Consider the following 24,751-nt stretch of genomic DNA (forward strand, 5'->3'; position numbering starts at 1 on the left):
TTTGGCAGGGCCGGGTCAGGGTTACCGGGACAGTGCGGCCGAAGGAGCGATGCGGTGAACACCGAGCGACCCGACAACGACGACGTCGTCGGACCCTCCGGCGACGACGAGAGCAGGACCTCCGACGCCGGGCACGCACCCGGCGCGGAGGGCTCCGCCGCCGGGACCCCCGCGGAGGACTCCGCCCCCGGGACCAGCACCCCCGCGCAGGACTCCGACCCCGGGGACGAGGCCCGTGCCGGTGACTCCGCCTCGCGGCCCTCAGCGGCCGGCAAGGCCGAGGCCGGAACACCATCCGCGGCCGGCAAGGCCGGGGCTGTCTCCGCTGTCGGTGAGGGCGAAGCCGGGGTTCCCGATGCCACCCCCGGTCCCGGGGAGCGGCAGGCCCACGATGCGGGTGCGCGAGCGCTCCGGCGGCGCTCCCCGGCGGTCGTCGCGTCGGTCGTCGCCGCTGTGCTGCTCGTCGGGGCGGGCGGGGCGTATCTCGCCGCCGACGCTACGGGCGGGTCCGGCGGCAGCGGTCCGGGGGCGCCGGGGGGCGACGGCACGCCCCCGCCGCTCGCCCTCGACGGCCGGTCCGAGGGCGGCACGAACGGGATCGCGCCCGGCGAGCCGGACCCGTACGGCACGACGTACCGGGTCGACGGCACCCTCCCGGACGGGCCGGACTCGGCGCCCGTGTACCGGGCGGCCGGCCAGGTGACCGAGGAGGAGGTGGCCCGGCTGGCGGAGGCCCTCGGGCTCGACGGAACGCCGGTGGCGCGGGGGCGGTCCTGGTGGGTGGGTCCGGCGAAGGACGGGTCGGGGCCCAGCCTGGTGGTGGACCGGCAGGCGCCGGGCAACTGGACGTTCCACCGGTACGCCGCCGGCACCGACGCCTGCCAGGGCACTCTCGTGTGCACGAAGGACCCCGCGAACCCGGTCGGCCGCACGGTGAGCGAGGCCGCCGCGAAGAAGGCCGTCGCACCCGTGCTGAAGGCGGCCGGCCAGGACGCCGCCAAGGTGGACGCGAGCCGGGTCACGGGCACGCAGCGGGTCGTCAACGCCGACCCGGTGGTCGGCGGGCTGCCCACCTACGGCTGGACGACCGGGCTGGCGGTGAACGCGCAGGGCGAGCTGGTCGGCGGCAACGGCCGGCTGAAGGCGCCGGTGAAGGGCGACACGTACCCCGTGCTGGGGGCGCGCGAGACGCTCGACGCGATGAACGCGGCTCCGCCGGCCGGCCGTCGGACGGGCATCGGGGGCTGCGCCAGTCCGGTGCCGCTGAAGGACCGGCTGGAGGAGCCGTGCGGGCAGTCGTCGCCGGGCGGGACGGCCACGCCCGCGCAGCCTGCCGCCACGGTCGAGGGCGCGGTGTTCGGGCTGGCGGCGCACACGGTGGACGGGCGGCCGGCGCTGGTGCCGTCCTGGCTGTTCGAGGTGCGGGCGCCGGGCGCGCGGGACACCGTCACGGTGACGCGTACGGCGGTCGACCCGGAGTACCTGGCGTCCGGCGCTCCCTCGGGCGCTCCCTCCGCGACGGCGGCCCCGCGGGGCGTGAAGGTGGACGGCTACAGCGCCGACGACCGCGAGCTGACCGTCACCTTCACGGGCGGGGTGTGCGCGGACTACGAGGCGACGGCGAGCGAGAGCCCGGACAGGGTGACGGTGACGGTCACCGAGACGCCGTGGCCGGACAAGGTCTGCATCAAGATCGCCAAGGAGTACCGGAAGGTGCTCCACCTCGACGAGCCGCTCGGCGACCGCACGGTGGTGGGCTCCGACGGCAAGCCGATCCCGCGGACGAGGCCCGGGGCCCGGCTGCCGCAGCCGTCCGGGGCGCGGTAGGAGCGGCAGCGGCGGACACGGCGAAGGCGGCGGTCCCCCATGGGGGACCGCCGCCTTCCGAGTACCCGGATACCGTCCGGGCTCGGCGGTTCAGCGGTTCAGCGGTTCAGCTGAAGGAGTCGCCGCAGGCGCAGGAGCCCGTCGCGTTCGGGTTGTCGATCGTGAAGCCCTGCTTCTCGATGGTGTCCACGAAGTCGACGGTGGCGCCGCCGAGGTACGGGGCGCTCATGCGGTCGGTGACGACCTTGACCCCGCCGAAGTCCTTCTCCACGTCGCCGTCGAGGGAACGCTCGTCGAAGAAGAGCTGGTAGCGCAGGCCGGAGCAGCCGCCGGGCTGGACGGCGACGCGCAGGGCGAGGTCGTCCCGGCCTTCCTGGTCGAGCAGGGCCTTGACCTTCGCCGCCGCGGCGTCGGTCAGGATGATGCCGTCGGTGACGGTGGTGGTCTCGTCCGATACGGACATCTACATCTCTCCCGGGTTGTACGGAGACTGCTTGCCGACGGTTGCAACCGGCGGGGCCGCGGATTCATTCCGGGCCGGGTGTCTGTCTTTTGGTTCCCTCCTCATGCTCGCACATGCGACGGGAGGCGGAAAACGGCCGACGGGGATTCACGTCACATCGACGCGATGACCATCGTCAAAGTGACATGAACCGGGTTATGATAGATAGCGTCAGTTCGACGAAAAGTAGAAAGGGTGCGTGACGTGACCACCGCCCACACCCAGGAGCTCGACGTACAGCCGACGCCCCTCGCCCTGCTGCTCCTCGGTCGTGAGGCCGATCCGCGCAGCGAGCGGGGCGTCGAGTGTCCCGGGGAGCTCCCGTCGCCGTCCGACCCGGACCTGGTGGAGCGTGCCCGCGCCGCCAAGGAACGGCTCGGCGACAAGGTCTTCGTGCTCGGCCACCACTACCAGCGCGACGAGGTCATCCAGTTCGCGGACGTCACCGGCGACTCCTTCAAGCTGGCCCGGGACGCGGCCGCTCGCCCGGAAGCCGAGTACATCGTGTTCTGCGGTGTGCACTTCATGGCGGAGTCCGCGGACATCCTGACCTCCGACGACCAGAAGGTCGTCCTGCCCGACCTCGCCGCCGGCTGCTCGATGGCCGACATGGCCACCGCCGAGCAGGTCGCCGAGTGCTGGGACGTGCTGACCGAGGCCGGCGTGGCCGAGCAGGTCGTGCCCGTCTCGTACATGAACTCCTCCGCGGACATCAAGGCGTTCACGGGTCGGCACGGCGGCACGATCTGCACCTCCTCCAACGCGCGGCGGGCCCTGGAGTGGGCCTTCCAGCAGGGGGAGAAGGTGCTGTTCCTGCCGGACCAGCACCTGGGCCGCAACACCGCGGTGCGGGACATGGGCATGTCCCTGGAGGACTGCGTCGTCTACAACCCGCACAAGCCGAACGGCGGGCTGACGGCCGAGGAACTGCGGGCCGCGAAGATGATCCTCTGGCGGGGCCACTGCTCGGTCCACGGCCGCTTCGACCTGCGGTCGGTCGAGGACGTGCGTGAGCGCGTCCCGGGCGTGAACGTGCTGGTCCACCCTGAGTGCCGGCACGAGGTCGTGGCCGCGGCGGACTACGTCGGTTCGACGGAGTACATCATCAAGACGCTGGAGGCGGCCCCGGCCGGCTCCAAGTGGGCGATCGGCACGGAGCTGAACCTGGTCCGCCGGCTGGCGAACCGTTTCGCTCCGGAGGGCAAGGAGATCGTCTTCCTCGACCGCACGGTGTGCTTCTGCTCGACCATGAACCGCATCGACCTGCCGCATCTGGTCTGGGCCCTGGAGTCCCTGGCCGACGGCAACCTGGTCAACCGGATCCAGGTCGACAAGGAGACCGAGGCGTACGCGAAGCTCGCGCTGGAGCGGATGCTGGCGCTGCCGTAGGAGCTGCCGTACCACCACCCCGCCGCGAACCGGCGGGGTGGTGGCGGCGTGCCGTTGCGAGGAAGTCTGCGGCCTGCGACACCCCAGGCTCATCCAGAAGCATCAGAGGAAAGTCGGAGGCTCGGCGTCAGCGCTGTGCTCCACGGGGCGTCTGCATCGAGGACCTCGGCTGCGGCACAGAGGTCATCGACGGAGTTGAAGACCTTGTCGATCGAGTCGGCGATGCCTGCCGCGCACTCGTCGGGGTGGTTGTCCCAAGCCTCGGACATGTGAACGCCGCAAGCCAGGTGTGGTCGTCCCGGATCTCTGACTCCGCGATGGCGCGAAGGTGCAGGTGGATACTCACCGCGACGAGACCTCCGTTTCGGCGGCCCGCCTGTCGGGCCGTACGGACAGAATGCGCTCGATGGCGCTGACGGCCAGATACCACGTCTCTTGACGCAGGTAGCGACAACCGGCCGCGGTCGGTTGCCTTCCGCGGCGGATACAAGGGCGATCACGGGACAGCCCTCAGCACCGCCCGCTGGGGCTGTAGCACGGCCCCTCGAAGTTCCAGTAGGTGACGAGAGAAGGCACCTGGGTCCAGACGAGGACTGTCAATACCAAAAGAATTGAGCACAACACCCAGGCGACTTTCCACCTGCGAGACACCAGTGCAGCGGCCGACAGGAAAAGGAGGGAAATCAACAGGATGAAGTTTGCCCCCACCACGTCGTCAGGATCGCTCGTAGGCCCGATCTCCTCATTCATGAAGGGAAGACTGAGGGCGAGCCAGAAAATCGCGGAGACGTACAGACCTGCCGCAAAAAGAACCCGAACCCACCATCCGGATCGACTTCTGGGAACAGTCACTTGTCTTTCCTCTTGTTCCACAAGAACGCGCAGATCGCCGGGTGAAGTCGTCCCGGCACACGTACCGGCCTGCGGGACGTGGTGGCCGGCGAGGTAGGGTGACCGGCGACACGCTCGCCGCGGTCCTGGACGCCGAGATCAGCCCGGAGCTGGTCCCCGGCGAGGAGACGCAGTCGACGGCGTCGAAGAACGGGGCCGTGCCCGGCTCCCACGCCGTCGCCTCGGGCGCCAGTCCCGTCAGGCCCTCGGCGATCGACCGCGCCCACTCCTGCAGGTCGGCCTTTAGCATCAGCGCTGAAACTCTGCCAGCTGGCGGCGAGGTCAAAGGCTCCTCCGGGAGCGACGGAAAGGATCTGCAGGAAGTCGGAGAAGAGCCCCTTGCCGAAGACCGCAGCAAGGCGCTTTTGATCGTCGGGCAGCGACAGACCGAGAAGCTCCTCGGTCTCACCCCAGGACATGTTCGCCTGACGCGGCTCCCAATCGGTGACTTCCACCGGTCGATCGGTCCACATGCTGAACCTCCCTGAACGGAATTCACCAGGAAAGCGCGAAAGGGGCCGGCTCACTCCGCCCGTGGTCGGACCAGGCCGGACTCGTAGGCGATGACGACGAGTTGGGCCCGGTCGCGGGCGCCGAGCTTGGCCATGGCGCGGTTGACGTGCGTCTTCACCGTGAGGGGGCTGACCTCCAGGCGTTCGGCGATCTCGTCGTTGGAGTGGCCGCCGGCGACCTGGACCAGCACCTCGCGCTCCCGCACGGTCAGCGCCTCCAGGCGTTCGGCGCGGGCTGGGTCGCGGTCGTCGTCCCCGGCGCCGCCCTGGGCCAGGAAGCGGGCGATCAGGCCCTTGGTGGCGGCCGGGGAGAGCAGGGCCTCGCCGCCCGCCGCGACCCGGATGGCGTTGAGCAGTTCCTCGGGCTCGGAGCCCTTGCCGAGGAAGCCGGAGGCGCCCGCGCGCAGCGACCGCACGACGTAGTCGTCGACCTCGAACGTCGTCAGGATGACCACGCGGACGTGGGAGAGGGACGGGTCGGCGCCGATCGTCCGGGTGGCCGCGAGGCCGTCCGTGCCGGGCATGCGGATGTCCATGAGGACGACGTCGGCGCGTTCCTCCTTGGCCAGCCGGACCGCCTCCGCGCCGTCGGACGCCTCGCCGACGACCTCCATGTCGGGCTCGGAGTCGACGAGGACGCGGAAGGCGCTGCGCAGCAGGGCCTGGTCGTCGGCGAGCAGGACACGGATGGTCATGCGGGGTCCTCCGCGGTGCGGGGGCGGGGGGTCTTGACCGGCAGGATCGCATGGACGCGGAAGCCGCCGCCGTAGCGGGGACCGGTGGTGAGGGTGCCGCGCAGGGCGGTGACGCGCTCGCGCATGCCGAGCAGGCCGTGCCCGCCGTCGTCCGGTCCGCCGTCGCCGTCCGGTCCGCCGTCCTCGCCGGCGCCGTCGTCGAGGACGGTGACCTCGATGTTCGGTCCCACCCGGACCACGCTCACCTCGGCCTTGGCCGTGCCGCCGGCGTGCTTGCGCACATTGGTCAGGGCCTCCTGGACGATCCGGTAGGCGGCCAGGTCGACGGCGGCGGGCAGGGTGGTGCCCTGGTCGGCGCGGGCGACCTCGACGGACAGGCCGGCGCTGCGGAAGGTGTCGACGAGTTCGTCGAGGCGGGCCAGGCCGGGGGCGGGTTCGGTGGGTGCCTCCGGGTCGCCGGACTGCCGCAGCAGGCCGACGGTGGCGCGCAGCTCGTTGAGCGCGGAGCGGCCGGCCTCCCGTACGTGGGCGAGGGCCTCCTTGGCCTGGTCGGGCCGCTTGTCCATGACGTGCGCGGCGACCCCGGCCTGGACGTTGACCAGGGCGATGTGGTGGGCCACCACATCGTGCAGGTCGCGGGCGATGCGCAGGCGTTCCTCGGCGACGCGGCGGCGGGCCTCCTCCTCGCGGGTGCGCTCGGCCCGCTCGGCGCGCTCACGGATGGCCTGGACGACGGCCCGGCGGCTGCGCACGGCGTCGCCGGCGGTGGCGCCGATGCCGGTCCAGGCGAGGATGGCGACGTTCTCCTGGGCGTACCAGGGCAGGGGGCCGGCGAGCATCGCGGCGCCGGTGAGGACCGTCATGGTGAGCAGGCCCAGCCGCCAGGTGGTGGGCCGGTCGGTGGTGGAGGCGACGGTGTACAGGGCCACCACGGCGGACATGGCGACCGGGGCGCGGGGGTCGCCGGTGACGCACTCGACCACGGAGACGGTGACGGTGAGGGCCAGGACCGTTCTCGGGTCGCGGCGGCGGAAGACCAGGGCGAGCGCGCCGAGAACCATCAGGACGAGGCTGAGCGGGTCCGGGGTCCGCACGCCCCAGGTGACGCCGTCGCTGCCGCGGGGGTCCACGAACGAGCCGGCCACCATGCAGACCAGGACCCCGCCCGCCAGGGCCGCGTCCAGCGCCAGGGGGTGCGCGGTCAGCCGGCATCTGGCGCGTTCGAGGGTGCTCACGCCTGCACAGTACGGGTGCCGGGTCGGCGCCGGAGCGCCTGGCGGCCGCCCTGCCCGCCCCCGGGGTCCGCCGTCCCGGTGACGCGCCGCCGGCCCGCCGGGGTCACCCGGGGATCAGCCCGTCGTCGCTCAGGAGCTCCCGCACTTCCTCCAGCGTGGCGTCCGGGGACGGCAGGATCAGCTCCGACGGTTCCAGGGAGTCATCGGGCAGCGGGGAGCCCAGCTCGCGGACCTTGGACAGCAGGGCCTGGAGGGTGCGGCGGAAGCCGGGGCCGTCGCCGCTGTCCATCTCCCTCAGGAGCTCGTCGTCCAGGCGGTTCAGCTCGGCGAGGTGGCTGTCCGCCAGCCTCACCTGCCCCTCCCCCATGATCCGTACGATCACGTCGCCCTCCTCGGCGTGGGCCCCTACTGCTTGTCGAAGCGCGGGGTGTCCTGCGGCTGCTGCTGGGACCCGGCCTGACCGGTGCCGCCCTCGATGGCCTGGCGGTCGGCCGGGCCTCCGGCCAGCTCGGCCTTCATGCGCTGCAGTTCCAGCTCTACATCCGTACCACCGGAGAGCCGGTCCAGCTCGGCCTGGATGTCGTCCTTGCGCATGCCGGACTGGTCGTCGAGGGCGCCCGAGGCGAGGAGTTCGTCGATCGCGCCGGCGCGGGCCTGCAACTGGGCCGTCTTGTCCTCGGCCCGCTGGATCGCCAGGCCGACGTCGCCCATCTCCTCGGAGATGCCGGAGAACGCCTCGCCGATGCGGGTCTGGGCCTGGGCGGCGGTGTAGGTCGCCTTGATGGTCTCCTTCTTGGTGCGGAAGGCGTCGACCTTGGCCTGCAGGCGCTGGGCCGCGAGGGTGAGCTTCTCCTCCTCGCCCTGCAGCGTCGCGTGCTGCGTCTCCAGGTCCGTCACCTGCTGCTGGAGCGCGGCCTTGCGCGACAGCGCCTCGCGGGCCAGGTCCTCGCGGCCCAGCGCGAGCGCCTTGCGGCCCTGGTCCTCCAGCTTGGAGGACTGCTGCTGCAGCTGGTTGAGCTGGAGTTCCAGTCGCTTGCGCGAGGTGGCCACGTCGGCGACACCACGGCGGACCTTCTGGAGCAGCTCCAGCTGCTTCTGGTAGGAGTAATCGAGGGTCTCGCGCGGGTCCTCGGCCCGGTCAAGGGCCTTGTTCGCCTTCGCGCGGAAGATCATCCCCATACGCTTCATGACACCGCTCATGGGCTTCGCGCGCCCCCTTCTGACGGACTTCCAGCTCCAGCTCTGCGACAGAACCCACAGTACGGGCCCTGCATCCATTGACGCACTGTTCGGGGACGGATGGGCTCATCCCCGAGGACGACTGCGCCCGCCGACGCTCCGGCGTGAGGAGTAGGTGTCCCCCCGGGATGCGGAAGCGCGCACAACGTCCCCTCTGTCCTTTACATGACGCCTGGCGTTGCCGGATCGTTCCCCGCCGGGCTGGGGACCAACCCCGGGCACCCCGTACCCTTGGGTTTTGTGTTCCGTAGCCGTGCCAAGGATGAGAAGGCCCCGGTCGCCGACAAGGCGCCGGTGACCGGCTCCAATCAGCCCCGCGACCCGCAGGCCCCCAAGGGACGCCCCACGCCCAAACGCAGTGAGGCCCAGTCCCAGCGCCGCAGCGTCGCCAATACGTCCATGACGCGCAAGGACGCCGCCAGGCGCCAGCGCGAGGAGCGCCGCGCCGCGCTGGAACGGCAGCGCCAGGCGCTGGCCGGCGGCGACGAGCGGTACCTGCCGGCCCGGGACAAGGGCCCGGTCCGCAAGTTCGCCCGCGACTGGGTCGACTCCCGCTTCAACGTGGCGGAGTTCTTCCTGCCGATGGCCGTGGTCATCCTCGTGCTGAGCATGGTGCCGGTGGGCTCGCTGCAGAGCATCGCGCTGCTGCTGTGGCTCGTGGTGGTCGTGATGATCGTGCTGGACTCGATCCTCAGCGGCTTCCGGCTCAAGAAGCGGCTCGCCGAGCGCTTCCCCGACCAGGGCCGCCGTGGCGCGGTCGCCTACGCGCTCATGCGCTCCCTGCAGATGCGTCGGCTTCGGCTGCCGAAGCCGCAGGTCAAGCGCGGAGAGCGGCCCTGAGCACGACCTCTTTCCCCGGGGCGGCGGACGCCCCGCCGGGCGAGCCGGACGCTCTGCGCGACCTGGTACGGCAGGAACTCGTCGCCCGGCAGGTCGACGAGCAGATCATCGCCCGGTTCCCGGTCGGGCGGCGGCTGCGGGTGCTCGACGTCGGCATGGGCCGGGGCGGGCAGGCGCTGCGCCTGGCCCGGGCCGGGCACCAGGTGACCGGGGTCGAGCGGGACCCCGAGATGATCTCCGCGGCCCGGCAGGCCCTCGCCGCCGAGCCGGAGGGCATCCGGGAGCGGGTGCGCCTCCTCCAGGGCGACGGGCGGGACACCGGCGTGCACTTCCTGCCGGGCAGCTTCGACGTGGTGCTGTGCCACGGAGTGCTCATGTACGTCGAGGAGCCCGACCCGCTGCTGGCCGGGCTGGCGCGGATGCTCGCGCACGGCGGGCTGCTGTCGCTGGTGGTGTGCAACGGGGACGCGCCGGCGATGCTGCCGGGGCTGTCCGGCGACTGGGCGGGCGCGCTGGCCGCGCTCGACGCCGCGCCGCGCTCCGCCGCCCTCGACCCCGCCGCCCTTGACTCCGCCGCCCTCGACCCCGACCTGGCGGGGGAACCCCCGTCCGGCCCCGGGCCCGGCCTGCGGGCCGACCGGCTCCAGGACCTGACGGCGACCCTCGCGGGGATCGGGGCGCCGCTGCACGCCTGGTACGGGGTGCGTGTGTTCACGGACACCGCCGCGGACCGGGTCGGGGCGGCGCCTGCCGACGTGGAGACGCTGCTGGCGGTGGAGGAGCGGGCCGGACGGACGGACCCGTACCGCTCGGTCGCGGCGCTGCTGCATCTGTGCGGCGTGCGGGACTGAGGCCGGGGCCGAGGCCCGGGACGCCCCGGTGGTCGAGCGGGGCGCGGGGGGCCGCCGGCCGACGGGCCGCCCCGTGCTCCCGCGGCGGGCGCGTGCGCGCCTACGCCTCCTCGGCGTGCAGGCTCATCGGGCCGTAGATCTCCGACGAGTCCTCGAACAGCCGTACCTGGTCCGCCCCGCCCTCGGCGAGGGTCTTCCAGTGCTCCCCGAGCCAGGACTCGGCGTCCCCCTGCGTGGTGAACTCCTCGGGCTGCACCGCGGGCTGGACCTCCGCCCCGTCGGCCTTCTCGAACCGCCACGTCCACGCCACCATGTACGCCTCCCGTGTCTGGGCACCTGCAGAGCGGAAGCCGGATCACGGTCCGGCTTCCGCTGCGAAGCCTATGCGCTGCACCGGGCGCACCGGCACAGGGCCGCGGACGGCCGGCGCGCTCGGACCGCGCACGCCCGGTCGTGCGCATCCGCACGCCCTCGTCCGGCCGCCGTCACGCGGGGCCGGCGGCGGCAGGCGAAAATCGCTTCGTGGAAGTGACTCTGCTCGGCACCGGTGCCCCCGCGGGATTCCCCCGCCCCGACTGTCCCTGCGCCGCCTGCGCCGCCGCGCACGGCCCCGACGCGCGGGCGGCGACCGCGCTGCTGGTGGACGGGACGCTGCTGCTGGACCTGACGCCGGGGGCGGTGTTCGCGGCCGCACGGGCCGGGCAGTCGCTGGGCGGGGTACGGCAGGTGCTGCTGTCGCATCCGCACGACGGGCCGGCCCTGGAGGTGCCGGCCGGGCTTCCGCAGCCCGTGCGGGTGCCGGACGGGCGGGAACTGGCGCTGCTGACGGGGCACCGGGTGCGGGCGGTCGCGCTGGACGCGCCGGGCACCGGGTACGAGGTGAGCGGGCCGGACGGGCAGCGGTTGCTGTACCTGCCGCCGGGGGGTGCGCCGGCGGGGACGGCGGCCGGCGGGGTGACGGTGTACGACATGGTGCTGGCCGACGTCGTGGGCCGGCCGGACGCGCTCGCCGGGTTGCGGGCGGCCGGGGCGGTGGGCCCGACGACGGACGTGGTCGCCGTCCATCTGGACCACGACGTGCCGCCGGGGGCGGAGCTGCGGCGGCGGCTGGCCGCGGCGGGGGCGCGGGCCGTGCCGGACGGGGAGAGGCTGGTCGTGGGCGCCTACGAGGACGTACCCGACGTGCCGCGGCGCACACTGGTGCTCGGCGGCGCCCGGTCGGGCAAGTCGGTGGAGGCCGAGCGGCGCCTGGAGGCGTTTCCCGACGTGCTGTACGCGGCGACGGGCGGTTCGCGGGCCGGCGACACCGAGTGGGCCTCCCGGGTCGCCGCGCACCGGGAACGGCGCCCGGGTTCCTGGCGTACCGCCGAGACGTGCGATCTGGTGCCGCTGCTGGCCGAGGACGGGCCGCCGCTGCTGATCGACTGCCTGTCGCTGTGGCTGACGGACGCGATGGACTCCGTGGGGGCGTGGGACGACGCGGTATGGGCGGACGAGGGCGAGCGGGCGCTGCGGGAGCGGGTGCGGGAGCTGACGGACGCGGTGCGGGCGACCCGGCGCACGGTCGTCGCCGTGTCGAACGAGGTCGGCTCCGGCATCGTGCCGGCGACGGCGTCCGGGCGGCGCTACCGCGACGAACTCGGGCGGCTGAACACAGCGTTCGCGGCGGAGTGCGAGCAGGTGGTGCTGGTGGTGGCGGGGCAGGCGCTGGTGCTGCGCGGGTGACGCGCGGCCGCTCACGGGCCGCCCCCGCGGAGCGGAGCCGGGGAGACGGGGCGGGGCGGCGCGGAGCCGGGCGGAGGCCCGGGGTCGTGGTCAGCGGCGCGCGATGACACGGCGGCCGGGCGGGAGGAGGTCCGGGAAGCGGCCGGCCGGCGTGACGATCGCGCAGCCCTGCGCCTCCAGGTACGCGCGGACGCCGTCCGACCGCATTCCCGGCACCTCCACGAGGAGGTGGCCGCCGGGGCGCAGGACGGCGAGGGCGGCGCGCAGTTCGGCGCCGGGGTCCGGCGCGCCGGGCGAGCGGTGCCGCAGCAGGGTGACGACGTCGTAGCGGGCGCGCAGGAGCGAGGTGATGTGCGGGTCCGTCACCTGCCCGGCGTACGCCTCCTCGACGCGGCCGGCGCGGCGGGCGTACTCGACACGGGCGGTGGGGTCGATGCCGTCGAAGGCGGTGTAGGGGAAGAACTCCCGGGCGGTGTGCGGGAAGTCCGCACAGCCCGTTCCCACGTCCAGCCAGCTCTCCGGTTCGGGCAGCACCCGCAGGAGCGCGCGGGCCGCGGAGCGGTGGCGGCGGCGCCGGTCGAGGGCGTGGACGCGGGTGCGCAGACGGTTCACGGGCGGCTCCCAAGACGTACGACAAACTCGACAAAAGGGAAAGTATGGGATCGCGATCTTGGGGGCAACGACGCCGGGTGCGCGGGGTGACCGTGTGGCGCGGCTCTGTTCGATCGGTGCCGGTACTGTTCGGCGAATGAGCTCGCTTAATCTCGACGACTTCACCGATCTGATCGAGCGCCCCGACGGCGGGGTGCGCCGCGACGCGGAGGCGCGCCGGGAGCGTCAGGTCGTGCCGCCCGGGTCGCTGGGCCGCCTCGACGACCTGGGTGAGTGGCTCTCCGCGGCGCAGGGCACGGTGCCGGTGCGGCCGGTCGAACGGCCGCGCGTGGTCCTCTTCGCCGGCGACCACGGCATCGCCGAGCTCGGGGTCTCGGCCCGGCCCGCGGGCAGCGCGGCCCGGCTGGTGCGCGAGGTGCTGGAGGGCGGCCGTCCGGTGTCGGTGCTCGCGCGGCGGCTCGGCGTGCCGGTGCGGATCGTGGACATGGCCCTGGACTGCGACCCGCGGAACCTGCCCGAGGAGGTCGTGCGGCACAGGGTGCGGCGCGGCAGCGGGCGGATCGACGTCGAGGACGCGCTGACCCCGGAGGAGGCCGAGGCGGCCTTCCGGGCCGGGATCGCGGTGGCCGACGAGGAGGCCGACTCCGGTACGGACGTGGTGGTGCTCGGCGATGTGAGCGTGGGCGGGACGACGCCGGCGGGTGTGCTGGTCGCCGCGCTGTGCGGGACCGACGCGTCCGTGGTGACCGGGCGGGGCGGGCTGGCGATCGACGATCTGGCGTGGATGCGCAAGTGCGCGGCGATCCGGGACGCGCTGCGCCGGGCACGGCCCGTGCTCGGTGACCAGTTGCAGCTGATGGCCGCGGTGGGCGGCGCCGACCTCGCCGCGATGACCGGGTTCCTGCTGCAGAGCGCGGTGCGCAAGATGCCGGTGATCCTGGACGGGGTGGTGGCCGCGGCCTGCGCGCTGGTGGGGCAGCGGATCGCGTTCCGGGCGCCGGACTGGTGGCTGGCGGCGCACGACAGCGGGGAGCCGGGGCAGGCCAAGGCGCTGGACCGGATGGCTCTGGAGCCGCTGCTGTCGCAGGGGGTGACCGTGGGCGAGGGCGCGGGCGCGCTGCTGGCACTGCCGCTGGTGCAGGCGGCCGCCGCACTCGCCGCCGAACTCCCCGAGAAGCCGGCCCCCTCGGGCGAGGGCGGACCGGAAGTCCCCGAGAACCCGGAGCCCACCGGCCCCACCGGGGACGCCGACGCCCCCGGTGCAGGAGAGGCGGCCGGGGCCACCGGCACCCCGTAGAACCACGGGAACCGGCCCCTGCCGATGACCCCGATGCCTGCCGCGGCCGCCGGCCCCACCACGGCGGCCAGACCGCCGGCATGACCACCCCCTGGCCACCGACTGCCGGAGCCCGCCGGGGCCGGGCAGGCCGCCAGGGGCCGGGGAGCCCGCGGGACCGAGCAGGCCCCGGGCCGAGGAGACCGCGAGACCGAGCAGGCCACCGAGCCGAGGAGACCGCGAGACCGAGCGGGCCACCGGGACCACCAGCCTCCGGAACCCGAGAGCCGGAGACGGACCGACGCCCGCCCGGACCGCCGGGGCGGCCGGAGCTGTCGGGGCCGCCAACGCCGGACCGCCGACGCCAGCGGCCCACCACCGCCGCCGGCCCCCGCGGCACCCGGCAGACGGAGACCGCCGGGGAGCCGGAGACCCCCGGGCAGCCGGAGACCCCCGGGCAGCCGGAGACCCCCGGGCAGCCGGAGACCCCCGGGGAGCCGGAGGCCCACCGGGGAGCCGGAGGCCCGCCGGGGCCGCCGGAGCGCCCGAACGGCAGCCGGGGTCGAGGAGACCGCCAGGACCGGAGACGGTCCGGAAACCCACCACGGCCGCCGGACGGGGGCCGGGCCGCCAGGAGGCCAGGTCGGAACGGACCGCCAGTCCGAGACCGGGCCGCCGGGCCGGACCCCGGGCCGGTCGGGCCGGACCCCGGGCCGGTCGGGCCGGACCCGGGCAGGTTGGGCTCGGGGCGTCGGCAGGGGTGGGGCTCGGGGCGGGACAGGGGAGATCGGGTGACGGTGGGGGTGGAATCGGGGGGTGGCCGCGCGGGGGAGCGGGGATGAGACGATTCACAGAGGGATCGCCCATATGATACTTACTCATGGGAGATGCCCGAATTGCCCAGCGGCGAGCGGCCGCGTTCGCCGTCTGGTACCTGCGGGCCGTAGCGTTCGTCAACTTCCTCAGTGCGGTGTGGGTCTCCCTGGGGCAGGACGTACGGCGGCACAACCAGGAGAACCTCTTCACGCCGTACCTGCTGACCGCCGGCTTCGCCTCCGGGGTGTTCACCGCCTTCCTGGCGATCACCATGCGGCGGCGCAAGCGGGCCGCGTGGATCCTCAACCTCGCCCTGGCCGGCCCGTTCCTCGCGCTGTTCGTCCTCGCGATGTCGCTGGAGGAGGTCCGCCGGTACGCCCAGAACTGGGTCTCCCTCGGCCTCACCGCCGCGTTCGTCGCCGCGCTGCTCGTCGGGCGGCGGGAGTTCTACGCCAAGGGCGACCGGTCCAACCCGAAGCTCGCCGCCGCCGTCGCGGTCGTCGGCACGCTGGTCTGCTCGCTGCTCGCCGCGCTGCTGGTGACGGTCACCAACCAGGATCCGGACGCGGCGCGTTCCACGTTCGCGGAGCGCTGGCACTACGGTGCGCTCCGGCTGGTCTCGGTGGCCGTGGACGAGTCCCGCTTCCCCGGCATCGACGCGCCGAACTGGGCCAACGTCGCCATCAACGTCCTGAGCACCGCACTGGTCCTGGCCGTCTTCTACGCCGCGTTCCGCTCCCGGCGCGCCGTCGACCCGCTCACCGAGGACGACGAGACGCGGCTGCGGGCGCTGCTGGACCGGCACGGTGAGCGGGACTCGCTCGGGTACTTCGCGCTGCGGCGGGAGAAGAGCGCGGTGTGGTCGCCGACCCGTAAGGCGGCCGTCGTCTACCGGCTCGTGGGCGGCGTCTCGCTGGCCTCGGGCGACCCGATCGGCGACCCCGAGGCGTGGCCCGGCGCCATCGAGCCGTGGCTCGCCGAGGCGCGGGCGCACGGGTGGATCCCGGCGGTGATGGGGGCGAGCGAGGAGGCGGGGACCGTGTACGCGCGGCACGGGCTCGACGCGCTGGAGCTGGGCGACGAGGCGATCGTCGAGGTCTCCGAGTTCGCCCTCGAGGGACGGGCCATGCGGACCGTGCGGCAGGCGTTCAACCGGGTGCGGCGCGCCGGGTACACGGTGCGCGTCCGGCGGCACGGGGACATCCCCGAGGACGAGATGGCGTACCTGATCGAGCGGGCGGACGACTGGCGGGACGGGGCGACCGAGCGCGGGTTCAGCATGGCGCTGGGGCGGCTGGGGGACCCGCGGGACGGGCGGTGCGTGATGCTCGAGTGCGCGGATCCCCAGGGGGAGCTGCGGGCGCTGCTGTCCTTCGTGCCGTGGGGACCCAAGGGGCTGTCCCTCGATCTCATGCGGCGCGACCGCGACAGCGACAACGGGCTGATGGAGTTCATGGTGATCGAGCTGCTGCGGCACGCCGGGGACATCGGCGTCACGCAGCTCTCGCTGAACTTCGCGATGTTCCGGTCCGTCTTCGAGCGCGGCTCGCGGCTCGGCGCGGGACCGGTGCTGCGGCTGTGGCGGTCGCTGCTCAGTTTCTTCTCCCGGTGGTGGCAGATCGAGTCGCTGTACCGCGCCAACGCCAAGTACCGGCCGGTGTGGGAGCCGCGGTTCCTGCTCTTCGAGAAGAGCGCGGACCTCCCGCGCATCGCGCTGGCGTCGGCACGCGCGGAGGGCTTTCTGGAGGCGCCGGGGCTGCCGAAGTGGCTGCACCGCAAGCACCTGGAGACGCACGGATGACGGCTGTCGGCCGCTGGGCCCGCGCCGAATGGGGACGGCTGTACGTCGCCGTGCGCGAACCGCTGCGGGAACGGCGCGGGCGGGCGGTGCCGATGACCCTGGGGGCGGTGTGCCTGACGGGAATTCTGCACTTCGCGCAGAACCGGCCGTGGGGGTACGCGCTGGTGCAGGACGCCGGTGCCGTGCGGGCCGCGGACCCGCTCTGGGCGGCCCTCCTGCGCACTCCCCTGTCGCTGTTCGTGCCGGCCCTCGACCTGCCCGCGTGGGGGGCGCTGGCGCAGGTCCTGGTCGTGTTCGGGCTCGCGGAGCTCTGCCTGGGCCGGTGGCGGACGCTCGTCGTCGCGTACGCCGCCACGCTCGCCGGCACGCTGTACGCGCGGGTGGGCATCGCGCTCGGCCCCGGCGGCCCGCTGGGTCTGCCCCGCTCCGACGCCCAGGTCGTCGACGCCGGCCCGTCGGCGGCGGTGGTGGGCCTGGCCGTGTTCCTGGGCAGGCGCTACGGCGCACGCGTCACGGTCGGCGCGGTGGTGTGCGCGATAGTGCTGGAGGTCGCCCTGAAGGAGAACCTCGCCGGCAAGGAGCACCTCGCGGCGATCGCCGCGGCCCTGCTCCTGGCGCGCGGCCCCGCCTGTCGACCGGAGCCGGATCCGGAACCACGGCAACATCGACGGCAACACCAACAGCCGCAGCCGCAGCCGCGCGGTGCGGACGCCCGCGGTGTGCTGTGGTCACCGGCGCTCCAGGGCCCGGGGGGTGGGCTCGGGGTCGGGTTTGCCGCCCAGCCAGTCCTGGAACGCCCGGCTCGGGCCCGACCAGCGGCGGTCGTGGTGGTAGGCGCGCAGGAGGGCGCGGGCACGGGCGCGGGGACGGTCGCGGTAGAAGCGGCGGGCCCACGGGGAGCCGGGGCGCGCCAGCCGGACGAAGCCGACCACGCCGACGAAGGGCACGATCACGCTGAAGACCGCCATCCGGACCTTGCCCTTGACCAGGACGGCCAGTGAGAACAGGAAGTCGACCACGACGGTCGCGATCACGCTGCCGCGGCTGTGCAGTTCCTGCCGGCTCATGTCGTTGACGCCGAACGGCGCGAAGCCCGCGAGCACCAGTCCGACCACGGCCGCGGTGAGCACGACGACTTCGACGCTCTGGCGGCCCTCCTCGGTCCAGTAGACGTCCTGGAGATGCAGGATCAGCGCGAACTCGTCGAGGACCAGGCCCGCGCCGATGCCGAACAGGACCGCGCAGACGGCCGCCCCGAAGCCGTACCGGCCGCTGGTGACCGCGCCGAAGCCGCCGACGACGGTGAGGACCACGCCCGGGACGACGTGGTGGATGTGCAGTCCGCCGGCCTTGACGTTGCCGAAGGGCCCCCTGCCCGCCCGGATGAGGCGGGTGATCGTCCGGGTGACCAGGAACGTCAGGACGAACGCGGCCAGGGCGAGGAGCAGCGGCAGCTTGCCGGGCTCGATGATGTTCCGCTCCCACCAATGTCCCATATGGGAACTTTATCCACGGCCGTCTCCCCCGCCCTCCCGACCGCCGGGTAACCTGCGCCGGTGCCCGCACCCTCCACCACGCCCCCCTGGCCGGACGGCCTCCGCTTCGCCTTCGGCACGCTCACCGCGCTCCCGGTCCGGGTGACCCGCTGGGACCGGGACGCGGCGCGGGCCGGCATGCTGTGCGCCCCGGTGGCCGGGGCGGCCGTCGGGACGGCCTCGGCCGCGGCCGGCCTGCTGCTGCTGTGGCTGGGCGCCGGCCCGCCGCTCGCCGCCGTCGCCTCCGCCGCCGTACCCGCCGTCCTCACCCGCGGCCTGCACCTGGACGGTCTGGCGGACACCGCGGACGGGCTGGGCAGCGGGAAGCCCGCCGAGGACGCGCTGCGGATCATGAAGCAGTCGGACATCGGTCCGTTCGGAGTGATCACGCTGGTCCTGGTCCTGCTCGCGCAGGTGGCGGCGCTGGCCCAGCTGTACGGCGGCTCATTGGCCCGGGGCGCGCTCGCCGCCGCCGTCTCCGCGGCCGGGGCCCGGCTGACACTGACCCTGGCCGCGCGCACGGGCGTGCCGGCCGCGCGGCCGGAGGGGCTGGGGGCCGCGGTCGCGGGCGTGGTCCCGGTGCGCGGCGCGGTGCTCGCCGCGGCCGTGACGACCGGCGCGGCGGCCGCGGCCGGCGCGTGGATCGGGGTGTACGACGCCGTCCGCACGGCCCTCGCGGTGCTCGCCGCGGCGGGGGCGGCCGAACTCCTGCTGCGCCACTGCACGCGCCGTTTCGGCGGGGTGACCGGCGACGTCTTCGGGGCGCTCGCCGAGACGGCCGCGACGGTTTCGCTGCTGGTGCTGTGCCTGGGGCGCTAATCTCTTCCGCCGTACACGGACACGGGATCCGATCGGGGGACGACTGTGCCGAAACTCCGTCGTGCCATGGCCTGGTTGATCGACTTCGCGCTGGTGCTCGCGGCGGCCACCGGGCTCGGCGTGCTCACCTTCAACCGGATCTCCGCGCTCGTCGCCGACGTGCCCGGCCTCGCCACCCGCGGCGGCTTCGACCTGCTGACCGCGCGCGGGGACGTCGTCGGCGCCTCGGAGGCCCTCGGGCTGTCGCTGTGGGGCAAGACGGTGCTGTACGTGGAGGAGGCCTTCGGGCTGCTGGTCCTCGTCACGTTCCTCTACCAGTGGGGCTGCCTCGCCCTCGCGGGGCGCACCGTCGGCAAGGGACTGCTCGGCCTGAAGGTCACCCCGTGCGTGCCGCGCCGCGCCGCGCTGCGCGCCGCCGTCACCACCGCCGCCGACGTCGCGGTCTACGCCGTCGCCTGCGTGCTGCTGATCGAGGGGCAGTTCCTGCTGTCGGTGCTGGTGTGGGCGGTGGCCGTCGTCGTCTTCCTGCTCAACGCGCTGCCCGTGCTCCTGCCGGGCCGCCGTTCCCTCGCCGACCGGATGGCCGGCACCGCGGTCACCGGGGCCGGGGCCGCGGCCACGCCCGTCGCCGCCGCTCCCTGAGGGGCCGGCGCCCGACCTGCCCACGGAGGCGGGAGCGCCCCGGGCGAGCGCCTGTCGTGCGACGGATGTCCAGGAGCCCGCCCCCGGGTGAACAATCACGGGATCGAGCGGGCCCGCGTACGCGCGTAGGCTCGTCCGGAGTGTTCGCCGCACCGGGGAAGACCCCGCCGGAACCGCACCCTCAGGCCGAACCGGGGTCGGCTTCCGGGCCCGGCCGGCCCACACCGCTCGACCCCAGCAACTTCACATCGGAAGCGAGATTTCACCACCGTGACTGCTCTCACTCTCAGCACCGCCGCGGCGCCCGGCCTGCGGGCCGACGCGATCGTGATCGGTGTCGCCAAGGGCGCCGAAGGCCCGGTCGTCGCACCGGGCGCGGAGGCCGTGGACAACGCCTACGACGGCAGACTCGCCGGCGTCCTGGACACCCTCGGTGCCACCGGCGCCGAGGGCGAGGTGACGAAGCTGCCGGCGCCGTCCGGCTTCAAGGCCCCGCTCGTGGTGGCGGTGGGCCTGGGCGCCGAGCCGGAGAAGGACGCCGGCTACGGCGCGGAGGCGCTGCGCAAGGCCGCCGGCGTCGCCGCCCGCGCCCTCGCCGGCACCCGGAAGGCCGCCTTCGCCCTGCCCGTCGGCGACGCCGGCGACGTCGGCGCGATCGGCGAGGGCGTGCTGCTCGGCGCGTACTCCTTCGACACGTACAAGGAGAACGGCAAGGACGCCAAGGGCAAGTCCAAGGCGCCGCTCGCCGAGGCCGCGCTGCTCGGCGCCCGGCCCCGTGACAAGGAGCACAAGGCGGCCGTCGCGCGCGCCACCGCCGTCTCCGAGGAGCTCAACCGCGCCCGCGACCTGATCAACATGCCGCCGAACGACCTCGACCCGGAGGCGTTCGCCGCGATCGCGCAGGCCGCGGCCAAGGAGCACGGCATCAAGGTGCAGGTGCTCGACGTGAAGGCGCTGGAGAAGGGCGGCTACGGCGGCATCCTCGGCGTCGGCGCGGGCTCGGCGGCGGGTCCGCGGCTGGTGAAGCTGTCGTACACCTCCGCCAAGGCCGCCAAGCACCTCGCCTTCGTCGGCAAGGGCATCACCTACGACTCGGGCGGCATCTCGCTGAAGCCGGCCGGCCACAACGAGACCATGAAGTGCGACATGAGCGGTGCGGCGGCGGTCTTCGCCGCCGTGGTCGCCGCCGCGCGGCTCGGCCTGGAGGTCAACGTCACCGGCTGGCTGGCGCTGGCCGAGAACATGCCGTCGGGTTCCGCCACCCGCCCCGGTGACGTGCTGCGCATGTACAGCGGCAAGACGGTCGAGGTCCTCAACACCGACGCCGAAGGCCGGCTGGTGCTCGCGGACGCGCTGTGGGCCGCGTCCGAGGAGAAGCCGGACGCCATCGTCGACGTCGCGACCCTGACCGGCGCGATGATGCTGGCGCTGGGCAGCCGGACGTTCGGGATCATGGCGAACGACGACGCCTTCCGCTCCGCGCTGCACGAGGCGGCCGAGGAGGTCGGCGAGCCGGCCTGGCCGATGCCGCTGCCGGAGCACCTGCGCAAGGGCATGGACTCCCCCACCGCCGACATCGCGAACATGGGCGAGCGGATGGGCGGCGGCCTGGTCGCGGGCCTGTTCCTGCGCGAGTTCGTGGGCGAGGGCATCACCTGGGCCCACCTGGACATCGCCGGTCCGGCCTTCAACGAGGGCGGCCCGTTCGGTTACACGCCCAAGGGCGGTACGGGCACGGCGGTGCGCACGCTGGTGCGGCTGGCCGAGCTGACGGCGGCCGGCGACCTCGGCTGACGGGCGCCGTGCGCGACGGGGCCCCGCACGCGGGTAGGGCGGGGCCCCGTCGCGCTGCGCTCGGCCGAACGTGGGACGTCTCACACCCCGGCCCGGCGTCTCGTCGGGTCCCGACAAGTGCGAAGATGGGGCACGGCAGGACAGGGCCCCAACCACAGGGCCGAAGCAACAGCGGCCGGACACCAGCCGCCGACCGGTCAGCGACGACCGGCGTGGCGCACATGCATGGAGGACGTGACGTGGCGAACGACGCCAGCACCGTTTTCGACCTAGTGATCCTCGGCGGTGGTAGCGGTGGTTACGCCGCGGCCCTGCGCGGAGCGCAGCTGGGCCTGGACGTCGCCCTGATCGAGAAGGACAAGGTCGGCGGCACCTGCCTGCACCGGGGCTGCATCCCCACCAAGGCCCTGCTGCACGCGGGCGAGATCGCCGACCAGGCCCGCGAGAGCGAGCAGTTCGGCGTCAAGGCCACCTTCGAGGGCATCGACGTCCCGGCCGTGCACAAGTACAAGGACGGCGTCGTCGCCGGCCTGTACAAGGGCCTGCAGGGTCTGATCGCGTCCCGCAAGGTGACGTACATCGAGGGCGAGGGCCGGCTGTCCTCCCCCACCTCCGTCGACGTGAACGGCCGGCGTGTCCAGGGCCGCCACGTCCTGCTGGCGACCGGCTCCGTGCCGAAGTCGCTGCCCGGCCTGGAGATCGACGGCAACCGCGTCATCTCCTCCGACCACGCCCTCGTCATGGACCGGGTGCCGAAGTCGGCGATCATCCTGGGCGGCGGTGTCATCGGCGTCGAGTTCGCCTCCGTGTGGAAGTCCTTCGGCGCGGACGTCACGGTCATCGAGGGCCTGAAGCACCTCGTCCCGGTCGAGGACGAGAACTCCTCCAAGCTCCTGGAGCGCGCGTTCCGCAAGCGCGGGATCAAGTTCAACCTGGGCACCTTCTTCCAGAAGGCCGAGTACACCCAGGACGGTGTCAAGGTCACCCTCGCCGACGGCAAGGAGTTCGAGGCCGAGGTGCTGCTCGTCGCCGTCGGCCGCGGCCCGGTCTCCGCCGGCCTCGGCTACGAGGAGCAGGGTGTCGCCATGGACCGCGGCTACGTCCTGGTCGACGAGTACATGCGCACCAACGTACCGACCATCTCCGCGGTCGGCGACCTGGTGCCGACGCTCCAGCTGGCGCACGTCGGTTTCGCCGAGGGCATCCTGGTGGCGGAGCGCCTGGCCGGTCTGAAGACCGTCCCGATCGACTACGACGGTGTCCCGCGGGTGACGTACTGCCACCCGGAGGTCGCCTCCGTCGGCATCACCGAGGCCAAGGCCAAGGAGATCTACGGCGCGGACAAGGTCGTCGCTCTCAAGTACAACCTGGCGGGCAACGGCAAGAGCAAGATCCTGAACACCGCGGGCGAGATCAAGCTCGTCCAGGTGAAGGACGGTGCCGTGGTCGGCGTCCACATGGTCGGCGACCGCATGGGCGAGCAGGTCGGCGAGGCCCAGCTGATCTACAACTGGGAGGCCCTGCCGGCCGAGGTGGCCCAGCTCATCCACGCCCACCCGACGCAGAACGAGGCGATGGGCGAGGCCCACCTGGCCCTCGCGGGCAAGCCGCTGCACTCGCACGACTGACCCTCGGTCGACGAACGCGACGACTCAGACTTCCGCAATTCGTTAGGAGCAACCGAAACCATGGCGGTTTCCGTAACCCTTCCGGCGCTCGGCGAGAGCGTCACCGAGGGCACCGTCACCCGCTGGCTGAAGGCCGAGGGTGAACGCGTCGAGGCCGACGAGCCGCTGCTCGAGGTCTCGACCGACAAGGTCGACACCGAGATCCCCTCGCCCGCCGCCGGCATCCTGGCCTCCATCAAGGTCGCCGAGGACGAGACCGTCGAGGTCGGCGCCGAGCTGGCCGTCATCGACGACGGCACCGGCGCCCCCGCCGCGGCCCCCGCCCCGGCCGCCGAGCAGGCCCCGGCGCCCGCCCCTGCCGCCGCTCCGGCCGCCGAGCAGGCCCCGGCGCCCGAGCCGGCCCCGCAGGCCGCGGTGCCGTCCACCGAGCAGGCCGCCCCCGCCCCGGCGCCCACCGCCGAGGCCGCCGCCGGCGCCGGCACCGCCGAGGGCACGGACGTCGTCCTGCCCGCGCTCGGCGAGTCCGTCACCGAGGGCACCGTCACCCGCTGGCTGAAGTCGGTCGGCGACTCCGTCGAGGCCGACGAGCCGCTGCTCGAGGTCTCCACGGACAAGGTCGACACCGAGATCCCGGCGCCCGCCTCCGGCGTGCTGCTCGAGATCGTCGTCGGCGAGGACGAGACCGCCGAGGTCGGCGCCAAGCTCGCCGTCATCGGCGCTCCGGGCGCCGCCCCGGCCGCCCCGGCCCCGGCCGCCCCGGCCCCGGCCGCCCCGGCTCCGGCGCCCGCCGCCGAGGCCCCCGCGGCTCCGGCTCCGGCCGCGCCCGCCGCCCCGGCCCCCGCCGCTGCCGCCCCGGCGCCCGCGCCCGCCGCCCCGGCTCCGCAGGCCCCCACGGCTCCGGCCCCGCAGCAGGTCACCACCCCGGCCCCCGAGCCGGTCCCGGCTGCTCCGGCACCCGCGCCCGCCCCGGCCCCGGCTCCGGCCGCGATCGCCGGTGACGACGGCGCCTACGTCACCCCGCTGGTGCGCAAGCTCGCCGCCGAGAACGGCGTCGACCTGTCCACCGTCAAGGGCACCGGCGTCGGCGGCCGCATCCGCAAGCAGGACGTCGTCGCCGCCGCCGAGGCCGCGAAGGCCGCCGCCGCTGCCCCGGCCCCGGCCGCCCCGGCTGCTCCGGCCGCCCGGAAGGCGCCGGCCCTGGAGGCCTCGCCGCTGCGCGGCCAGACCGTCAAGATGCCGCGCATCCGCAAGGTCATCGGCGACAACATGGTCAAGGCACTGCACGAGCAGGCGCAGCTGTCGTCGGTCGTCGAGGTCGACGTCACGCGCCTGATGCGGCTGCGCGCCCAGGCCAAGGACTCCTTCGCCGCGCGCGAGGGCGTCAAGCTCTCCCCGATGCCGTTCTTCGTCAAGGCCGCCGCGCAGGCGCTGAAGGCCCACCCGGTCATCAACGCCCGGATCAACGAGGCCGAGGGGACCATCACCTACTTCGACACCGAGAGCGTCGGTATCGCGGTGGACTCCGAGAAGGGCCTGATGACCCCGGTCATCAAGCACGCCGGCGACCTCAACATCGCGGGCATCGCCAAGGCCACGGCGGAGCTGGCGGGCAAGGTCCGCGCCAACAAGATCACCCCGGACGAGCTGTCCGGCGCGACCTTCACCATCTCCAACACCGGTTCGCGCGGCGCGCTGTTCGACACGATCATCGTGCCGCCGGGCCAGGTCGCGATCCTCGGCATCGGTGCCACGGTCAAGCGTCCGGCCGTGATCGAGACCGAGGAGGGCACGGTCATCGGCGTCCGCGACATGACCTACCTGACCCTCTCCTACGACCACCGTCTGGTGGACGGCGCCGACGCGGCCCGTTACCTGACCGCGGTCAAGGCGATCCTGGAGGCCGGCGAGTTCGAGGTCGAGCTCGGCCTCTGACCCCCGAGTGACCCCCGGGACACGCAGCAGTACGTACGACGCCCCCGTCCGGGCCTTCCGGACGGGGGCGTCGCGCGTTCCCGGGGGCGGCCGGGGGGACACCGCTGTGTAAGTCTCGTCTCACCTGCGCCAAAGCGCCCCCGTGCGCCTCTCCACAAGCCGTTTCCGGCCTTATTGTCTAATCGTCAAA

At 73.8% G+C, this 24,751-nt stretch carries 22 protein-coding genes and 1 pseudogene; 14 read left to right on the forward strand and 9 right to left on the reverse strand.

Annotated features, from left to right (window positions below; genetic code table 11):
• Nucleotides 1-54 precede the first annotated feature (54 nt).
• Entirely contained in the window at nt 55-1,827 is a 1,773-nt protein-coding gene (locus VKA29_RS04270; protein WP_324783798.1) for a hypothetical protein, read from the forward strand.
• A gap of 106 nt (nt 1,828-1,933) precedes the next feature.
• Here the strand turns inward: VKA29_RS04270 and VKA29_RS04275 are convergent, their stop codons facing one another.
• Entirely contained in the window at nt 1,934-2,290 is a 357-nt protein-coding gene (locus VKA29_RS04275) for an iron-sulfur cluster assembly accessory protein (protein WP_023551351.1), read from the reverse strand.
• A gap of 243 nt (nt 2,291-2,533) precedes the next feature.
• On the opposite strand from VKA29_RS04275, the gene nadA reads away from it, so the two are divergent.
• Complete coding sequence (nadA, locus tag VKA29_RS04280) at nt 2,534-3,718, forward strand: quinolinate synthase NadA (RefSeq protein WP_324783799.1); 1,185 nt, start codon at nt 2,534-2,536, stop codon at nt 3,716-3,718.
• A 510-nt stretch (nt 3,719-4,228) separates the two neighbouring features.
• Here the strand turns inward: nadA and VKA29_RS04285 are convergent.
• Nucleotides 4,229-4,570, reverse strand: a complete 342-nt coding sequence (locus VKA29_RS04285) for a hypothetical protein (RefSeq protein ID WP_324783800.1) — start codon at nt 4,568-4,570, stop codon at nt 4,229-4,231.
• A 98-nt stretch (nt 4,571-4,668) separates the two neighbouring features.
• Between VKA29_RS04285 and VKA29_RS04290 the strand changes: the two genes are divergently transcribed.
• Nucleotides 4,669-5,097 carry a hypothetical protein gene (locus VKA29_RS04290; RefSeq protein WP_324783888.1) on the forward strand — a complete coding sequence of 143 codons (429 nt, stop codon included), beginning with the start codon at nt 4,669-4,671 and terminating at the stop codon, nt 5,095-5,097.
• 35 nt (nt 5,098-5,132) lie between these two features.
• Here VKA29_RS04290 and VKA29_RS04295 read toward each other — a convergent pair whose 3' ends face one another.
• The 4 genes from VKA29_RS04295 to VKA29_RS04310 all read right to left on the reverse strand — a co-directional run bounded on the left by VKA29_RS04295 (nt 5,133) and on the right by VKA29_RS04310 (nt 8,239).
• Entirely contained in the window at nt 5,133-5,816 is a 684-nt protein-coding gene (locus VKA29_RS04295) for a response regulator transcription factor (RefSeq protein WP_324783801.1), read from the reverse strand.
• The gene (locus VKA29_RS04300) at nt 5,813-7,051 is read right to left on the reverse strand and encodes a sensor histidine kinase (RefSeq protein ID WP_324783802.1); all 1,239 of its coding nucleotides are present in this window, start codon (nt 7,049-7,051) and stop codon (nt 5,813-5,815) included. The genes VKA29_RS04295 and VKA29_RS04300 overlap by 4 nt, the downstream gene beginning before the upstream one ends.
• A gap of 103 nt (nt 7,052-7,154) precedes the next feature.
• Nucleotides 7,155-7,433, reverse strand: a complete 279-nt coding sequence (gene pspAA, locus VKA29_RS04305) for a PspA-associated protein PspAA (RefSeq protein ID WP_324783803.1) — start codon at nt 7,431-7,433, stop codon at nt 7,155-7,157.
• A 23-nt stretch (nt 7,434-7,456) separates the two neighbouring features.
• Nucleotides 7,457-8,239: a PspA/IM30 family protein gene (locus VKA29_RS04310; protein WP_324783804.1), complete on the reverse strand. Its 783-nt coding sequence runs from the start codon at nt 8,237-8,239 to the stop codon at nt 7,457-7,459.
• Between the two features lie 216 nt (nt 8,240-8,455).
• On the opposite strand from VKA29_RS04310, the gene VKA29_RS04315 reads away from it, so the two are divergent.
• Together VKA29_RS04315 and VKA29_RS04320 are read left to right on the forward strand one after the other, a co-directional pair.
• The gene (locus tag VKA29_RS04315; RefSeq protein WP_324783805.1) at nt 8,456-9,130 is read left to right on the forward strand and encodes a DUF3043 domain-containing protein; all 675 of its coding nucleotides are present in this window, start codon (nt 8,456-8,458) and stop codon (nt 9,128-9,130) included.
• Nucleotides 9,131-9,183: 53 nt separating this feature from the next.
• Nucleotides 9,184-9,981, forward strand: coding sequence for a methyltransferase domain-containing protein (locus tag VKA29_RS04320; protein WP_324783884.1), 798 nt, complete (start codon nt 9,184-9,186; stop codon nt 9,979-9,981).
• 100 nt (nt 9,982-10,081) lie between these two features.
• Here the strand turns inward: VKA29_RS04320 and VKA29_RS04325 are convergent, their stop codons facing one another.
• The gene (locus VKA29_RS04325; RefSeq protein ID WP_324783806.1) at nt 10,082-10,294 is read right to left on the reverse strand and encodes a hypothetical protein; all 213 of its coding nucleotides are present in this window, start codon (nt 10,292-10,294) and stop codon (nt 10,082-10,084) included.
• Between the two features lie 209 nt (nt 10,295-10,503).
• On the opposite strand from VKA29_RS04325, the gene VKA29_RS04330 reads away from it, so the two are divergent.
• Complete coding sequence (locus tag VKA29_RS04330) at nt 10,504-11,706, forward strand: bifunctional adenosylcobinamide kinase/adenosylcobinamide-phosphate guanylyltransferase (RefSeq protein ID WP_324783807.1); 1,203 nt, start codon at nt 10,504-10,506, stop codon at nt 11,704-11,706.
• Nucleotides 11,707-11,796: 90 nt separating this feature from the next.
• Here the strand turns inward: VKA29_RS04330 and VKA29_RS04335 are convergent, their stop codons facing one another.
• A complete protein-coding gene (locus tag VKA29_RS04335; RefSeq protein ID WP_324783808.1) occupies nt 11,797-12,318 on the reverse strand; it encodes a methyltransferase domain-containing protein in 522 nt (173 codons plus the stop codon).
• Between the two features lie 136 nt (nt 12,319-12,454).
• Between VKA29_RS04335 and cobT the strand changes: the two genes are divergently transcribed.
• The 3 genes and pseudogenes from cobT to VKA29_RS04350 form a co-directional block, all read left to right on the forward strand.
• Complete coding sequence (gene cobT / locus VKA29_RS04340) at nt 12,455-13,615, forward strand: nicotinate-nucleotide--dimethylbenzimidazole phosphoribosyltransferase (RefSeq protein WP_324783809.1); 1,161 nt, start codon at nt 12,455-12,457, stop codon at nt 13,613-13,615.
• 859 nt (nt 13,616-14,474) lie between these two features.
• The gene (locus VKA29_RS04345; protein WP_324783810.1) at nt 14,475-16,211 is read left to right on the forward strand and encodes a phosphatidylglycerol lysyltransferase domain-containing protein; all 1,737 of its coding nucleotides are present in this window, start codon (nt 14,475-14,477) and stop codon (nt 16,209-16,211) included.
• Nucleotides 16,208-16,846: pseudogene (locus VKA29_RS04350) on the forward strand (hypothetical protein); the annotation flags it as partial. The gene VKA29_RS04345 and the pseudogene VKA29_RS04350, both read left to right, overlap by 4 nt.
• A 93-nt stretch (nt 16,847-16,939) precedes the next feature.
• Here the strand turns inward: VKA29_RS04350 and VKA29_RS04355 are convergent.
• Nucleotides 16,940-17,707, reverse strand: a complete 768-nt coding sequence (locus VKA29_RS04355; RefSeq protein WP_324783811.1) for a hypothetical protein — start codon at nt 17,705-17,707, stop codon at nt 16,940-16,942.
• Nucleotides 17,708-17,767: 60 nt separating this feature from the next.
• Here VKA29_RS04355 and VKA29_RS04360 point away from each other — a divergent pair, with 60 nt between their 5' ends.
• From VKA29_RS04360 to sucB, 5 genes are all read left to right on the forward strand, one after another.
• Nucleotides 17,768-18,565 carry an adenosylcobinamide-GDP ribazoletransferase gene (locus tag VKA29_RS04360; RefSeq protein WP_324783812.1) on the forward strand — a complete coding sequence of 266 codons (798 nt, stop codon included), beginning with the start codon at nt 17,768-17,770 and terminating at the stop codon, nt 18,563-18,565.
• Nucleotides 18,566-18,631: 66 nt separating this feature from the next.
• The gene (locus tag VKA29_RS04365; RefSeq protein ID WP_324783813.1) at nt 18,632-19,207 is read left to right on the forward strand and encodes an RDD family protein; all 576 of its coding nucleotides are present in this window, start codon (nt 18,632-18,634) and stop codon (nt 19,205-19,207) included.
• Nucleotides 19,208-19,477: 270 nt separating this feature from the next.
• Nucleotides 19,478-21,001 (forward strand): leucyl aminopeptidase, encoded by a 1,524-nt coding sequence (locus VKA29_RS04370; protein WP_324783814.1) that lies wholly within the window; start codon nt 19,478-19,480, stop codon nt 20,999-21,001.
• A 239-nt stretch (nt 21,002-21,240) separates the two neighbouring features.
• Nucleotides 21,241-22,629 (forward strand): dihydrolipoyl dehydrogenase, encoded by a 1,389-nt coding sequence (gene lpdA / locus VKA29_RS04375; RefSeq protein ID WP_324783815.1) that lies wholly within the window; start codon nt 21,241-21,243, stop codon nt 22,627-22,629.
• A 60-nt stretch (nt 22,630-22,689) separates the two neighbouring features.
• On the forward strand, nt 22,690-24,561 hold the full coding sequence (sucB, locus tag VKA29_RS04380; protein ID WP_324783816.1) for a 2-oxoglutarate dehydrogenase, E2 component, dihydrolipoamide succinyltransferase: 1,872 nt from the start codon (nt 22,690-22,692) through the stop codon (nt 24,559-24,561).
• Nucleotides 24,562-24,751 lie beyond the last annotated feature (190 nt).

Source organism: Streptomyces sp. H51, from assembly GCF_035656535.1.
Classification (GTDB): domain Bacteria; phylum Actinomycetota; class Actinomycetes; order Streptomycetales; family Streptomycetaceae; genus Streptomyces.

Bases quoted from the DNA above. Each gene is read 5' to 3' on its own strand.
- VKA29_RS04310 (WP_324783804.1), bottom strand. From the start codon at position 8,239: ATGAAGCGTATGGGGATGATCTTCCGCGCGAAGGCGAACAAGGCCCTT.
- VKA29_RS04355 (WP_324783811.1), bottom strand. From the start codon at position 17,707: ATGGGACATTGGTGGGAGCGGAACATCATCGAGCCCGGCAAGCTGCCG.
- VKA29_RS04325 (WP_324783806.1), bottom strand. From the start codon at position 10,294: ATGGTGGCGTGGACGTGGCGGTTCGAGAAGGCCGACGGGGCGGAGGTC.
- VKA29_RS04315 (WP_324783805.1), top strand. From the start codon at position 8,456: ATGACGCCTGGCGTTGCCGGATCGTTCCCCGCCGGGCTGGGGACCAAC.
- VKA29_RS04295 (WP_324783801.1), bottom strand. From the start codon at position 5,816: ATGACCATCCGTGTCCTGCTCGCCGACGACCAGGCCCTGCTGCGCAGC.
- VKA29_RS04275 (WP_023551351.1), bottom strand. From the start codon at position 2,290: ATGTCCGTATCGGACGAGACCACCACCGTCACCGACGGCATCATCCTG.
- cobT (WP_324783809.1), top strand. From the start codon at position 12,455: ATGAGCTCGCTTAATCTCGACGACTTCACCGATCTGATCGAGCGCCCC.
- VKA29_RS04365 (WP_324783813.1), top strand. From the start codon at position 18,632: ATGGCCTGGTTGATCGACTTCGCGCTGGTGCTCGCGGCGGCCACCGGG.
- VKA29_RS04345 (WP_324783810.1), top strand. From the start codon at position 14,475: ATGGGAGATGCCCGAATTGCCCAGCGGCGAGCGGCCGCGTTCGCCGTC.
- sucB (WP_324783816.1), top strand. From the start codon at position 22,690: ATGGCGGTTTCCGTAACCCTTCCGGCGCTCGGCGAGAGCGTCACCGAG.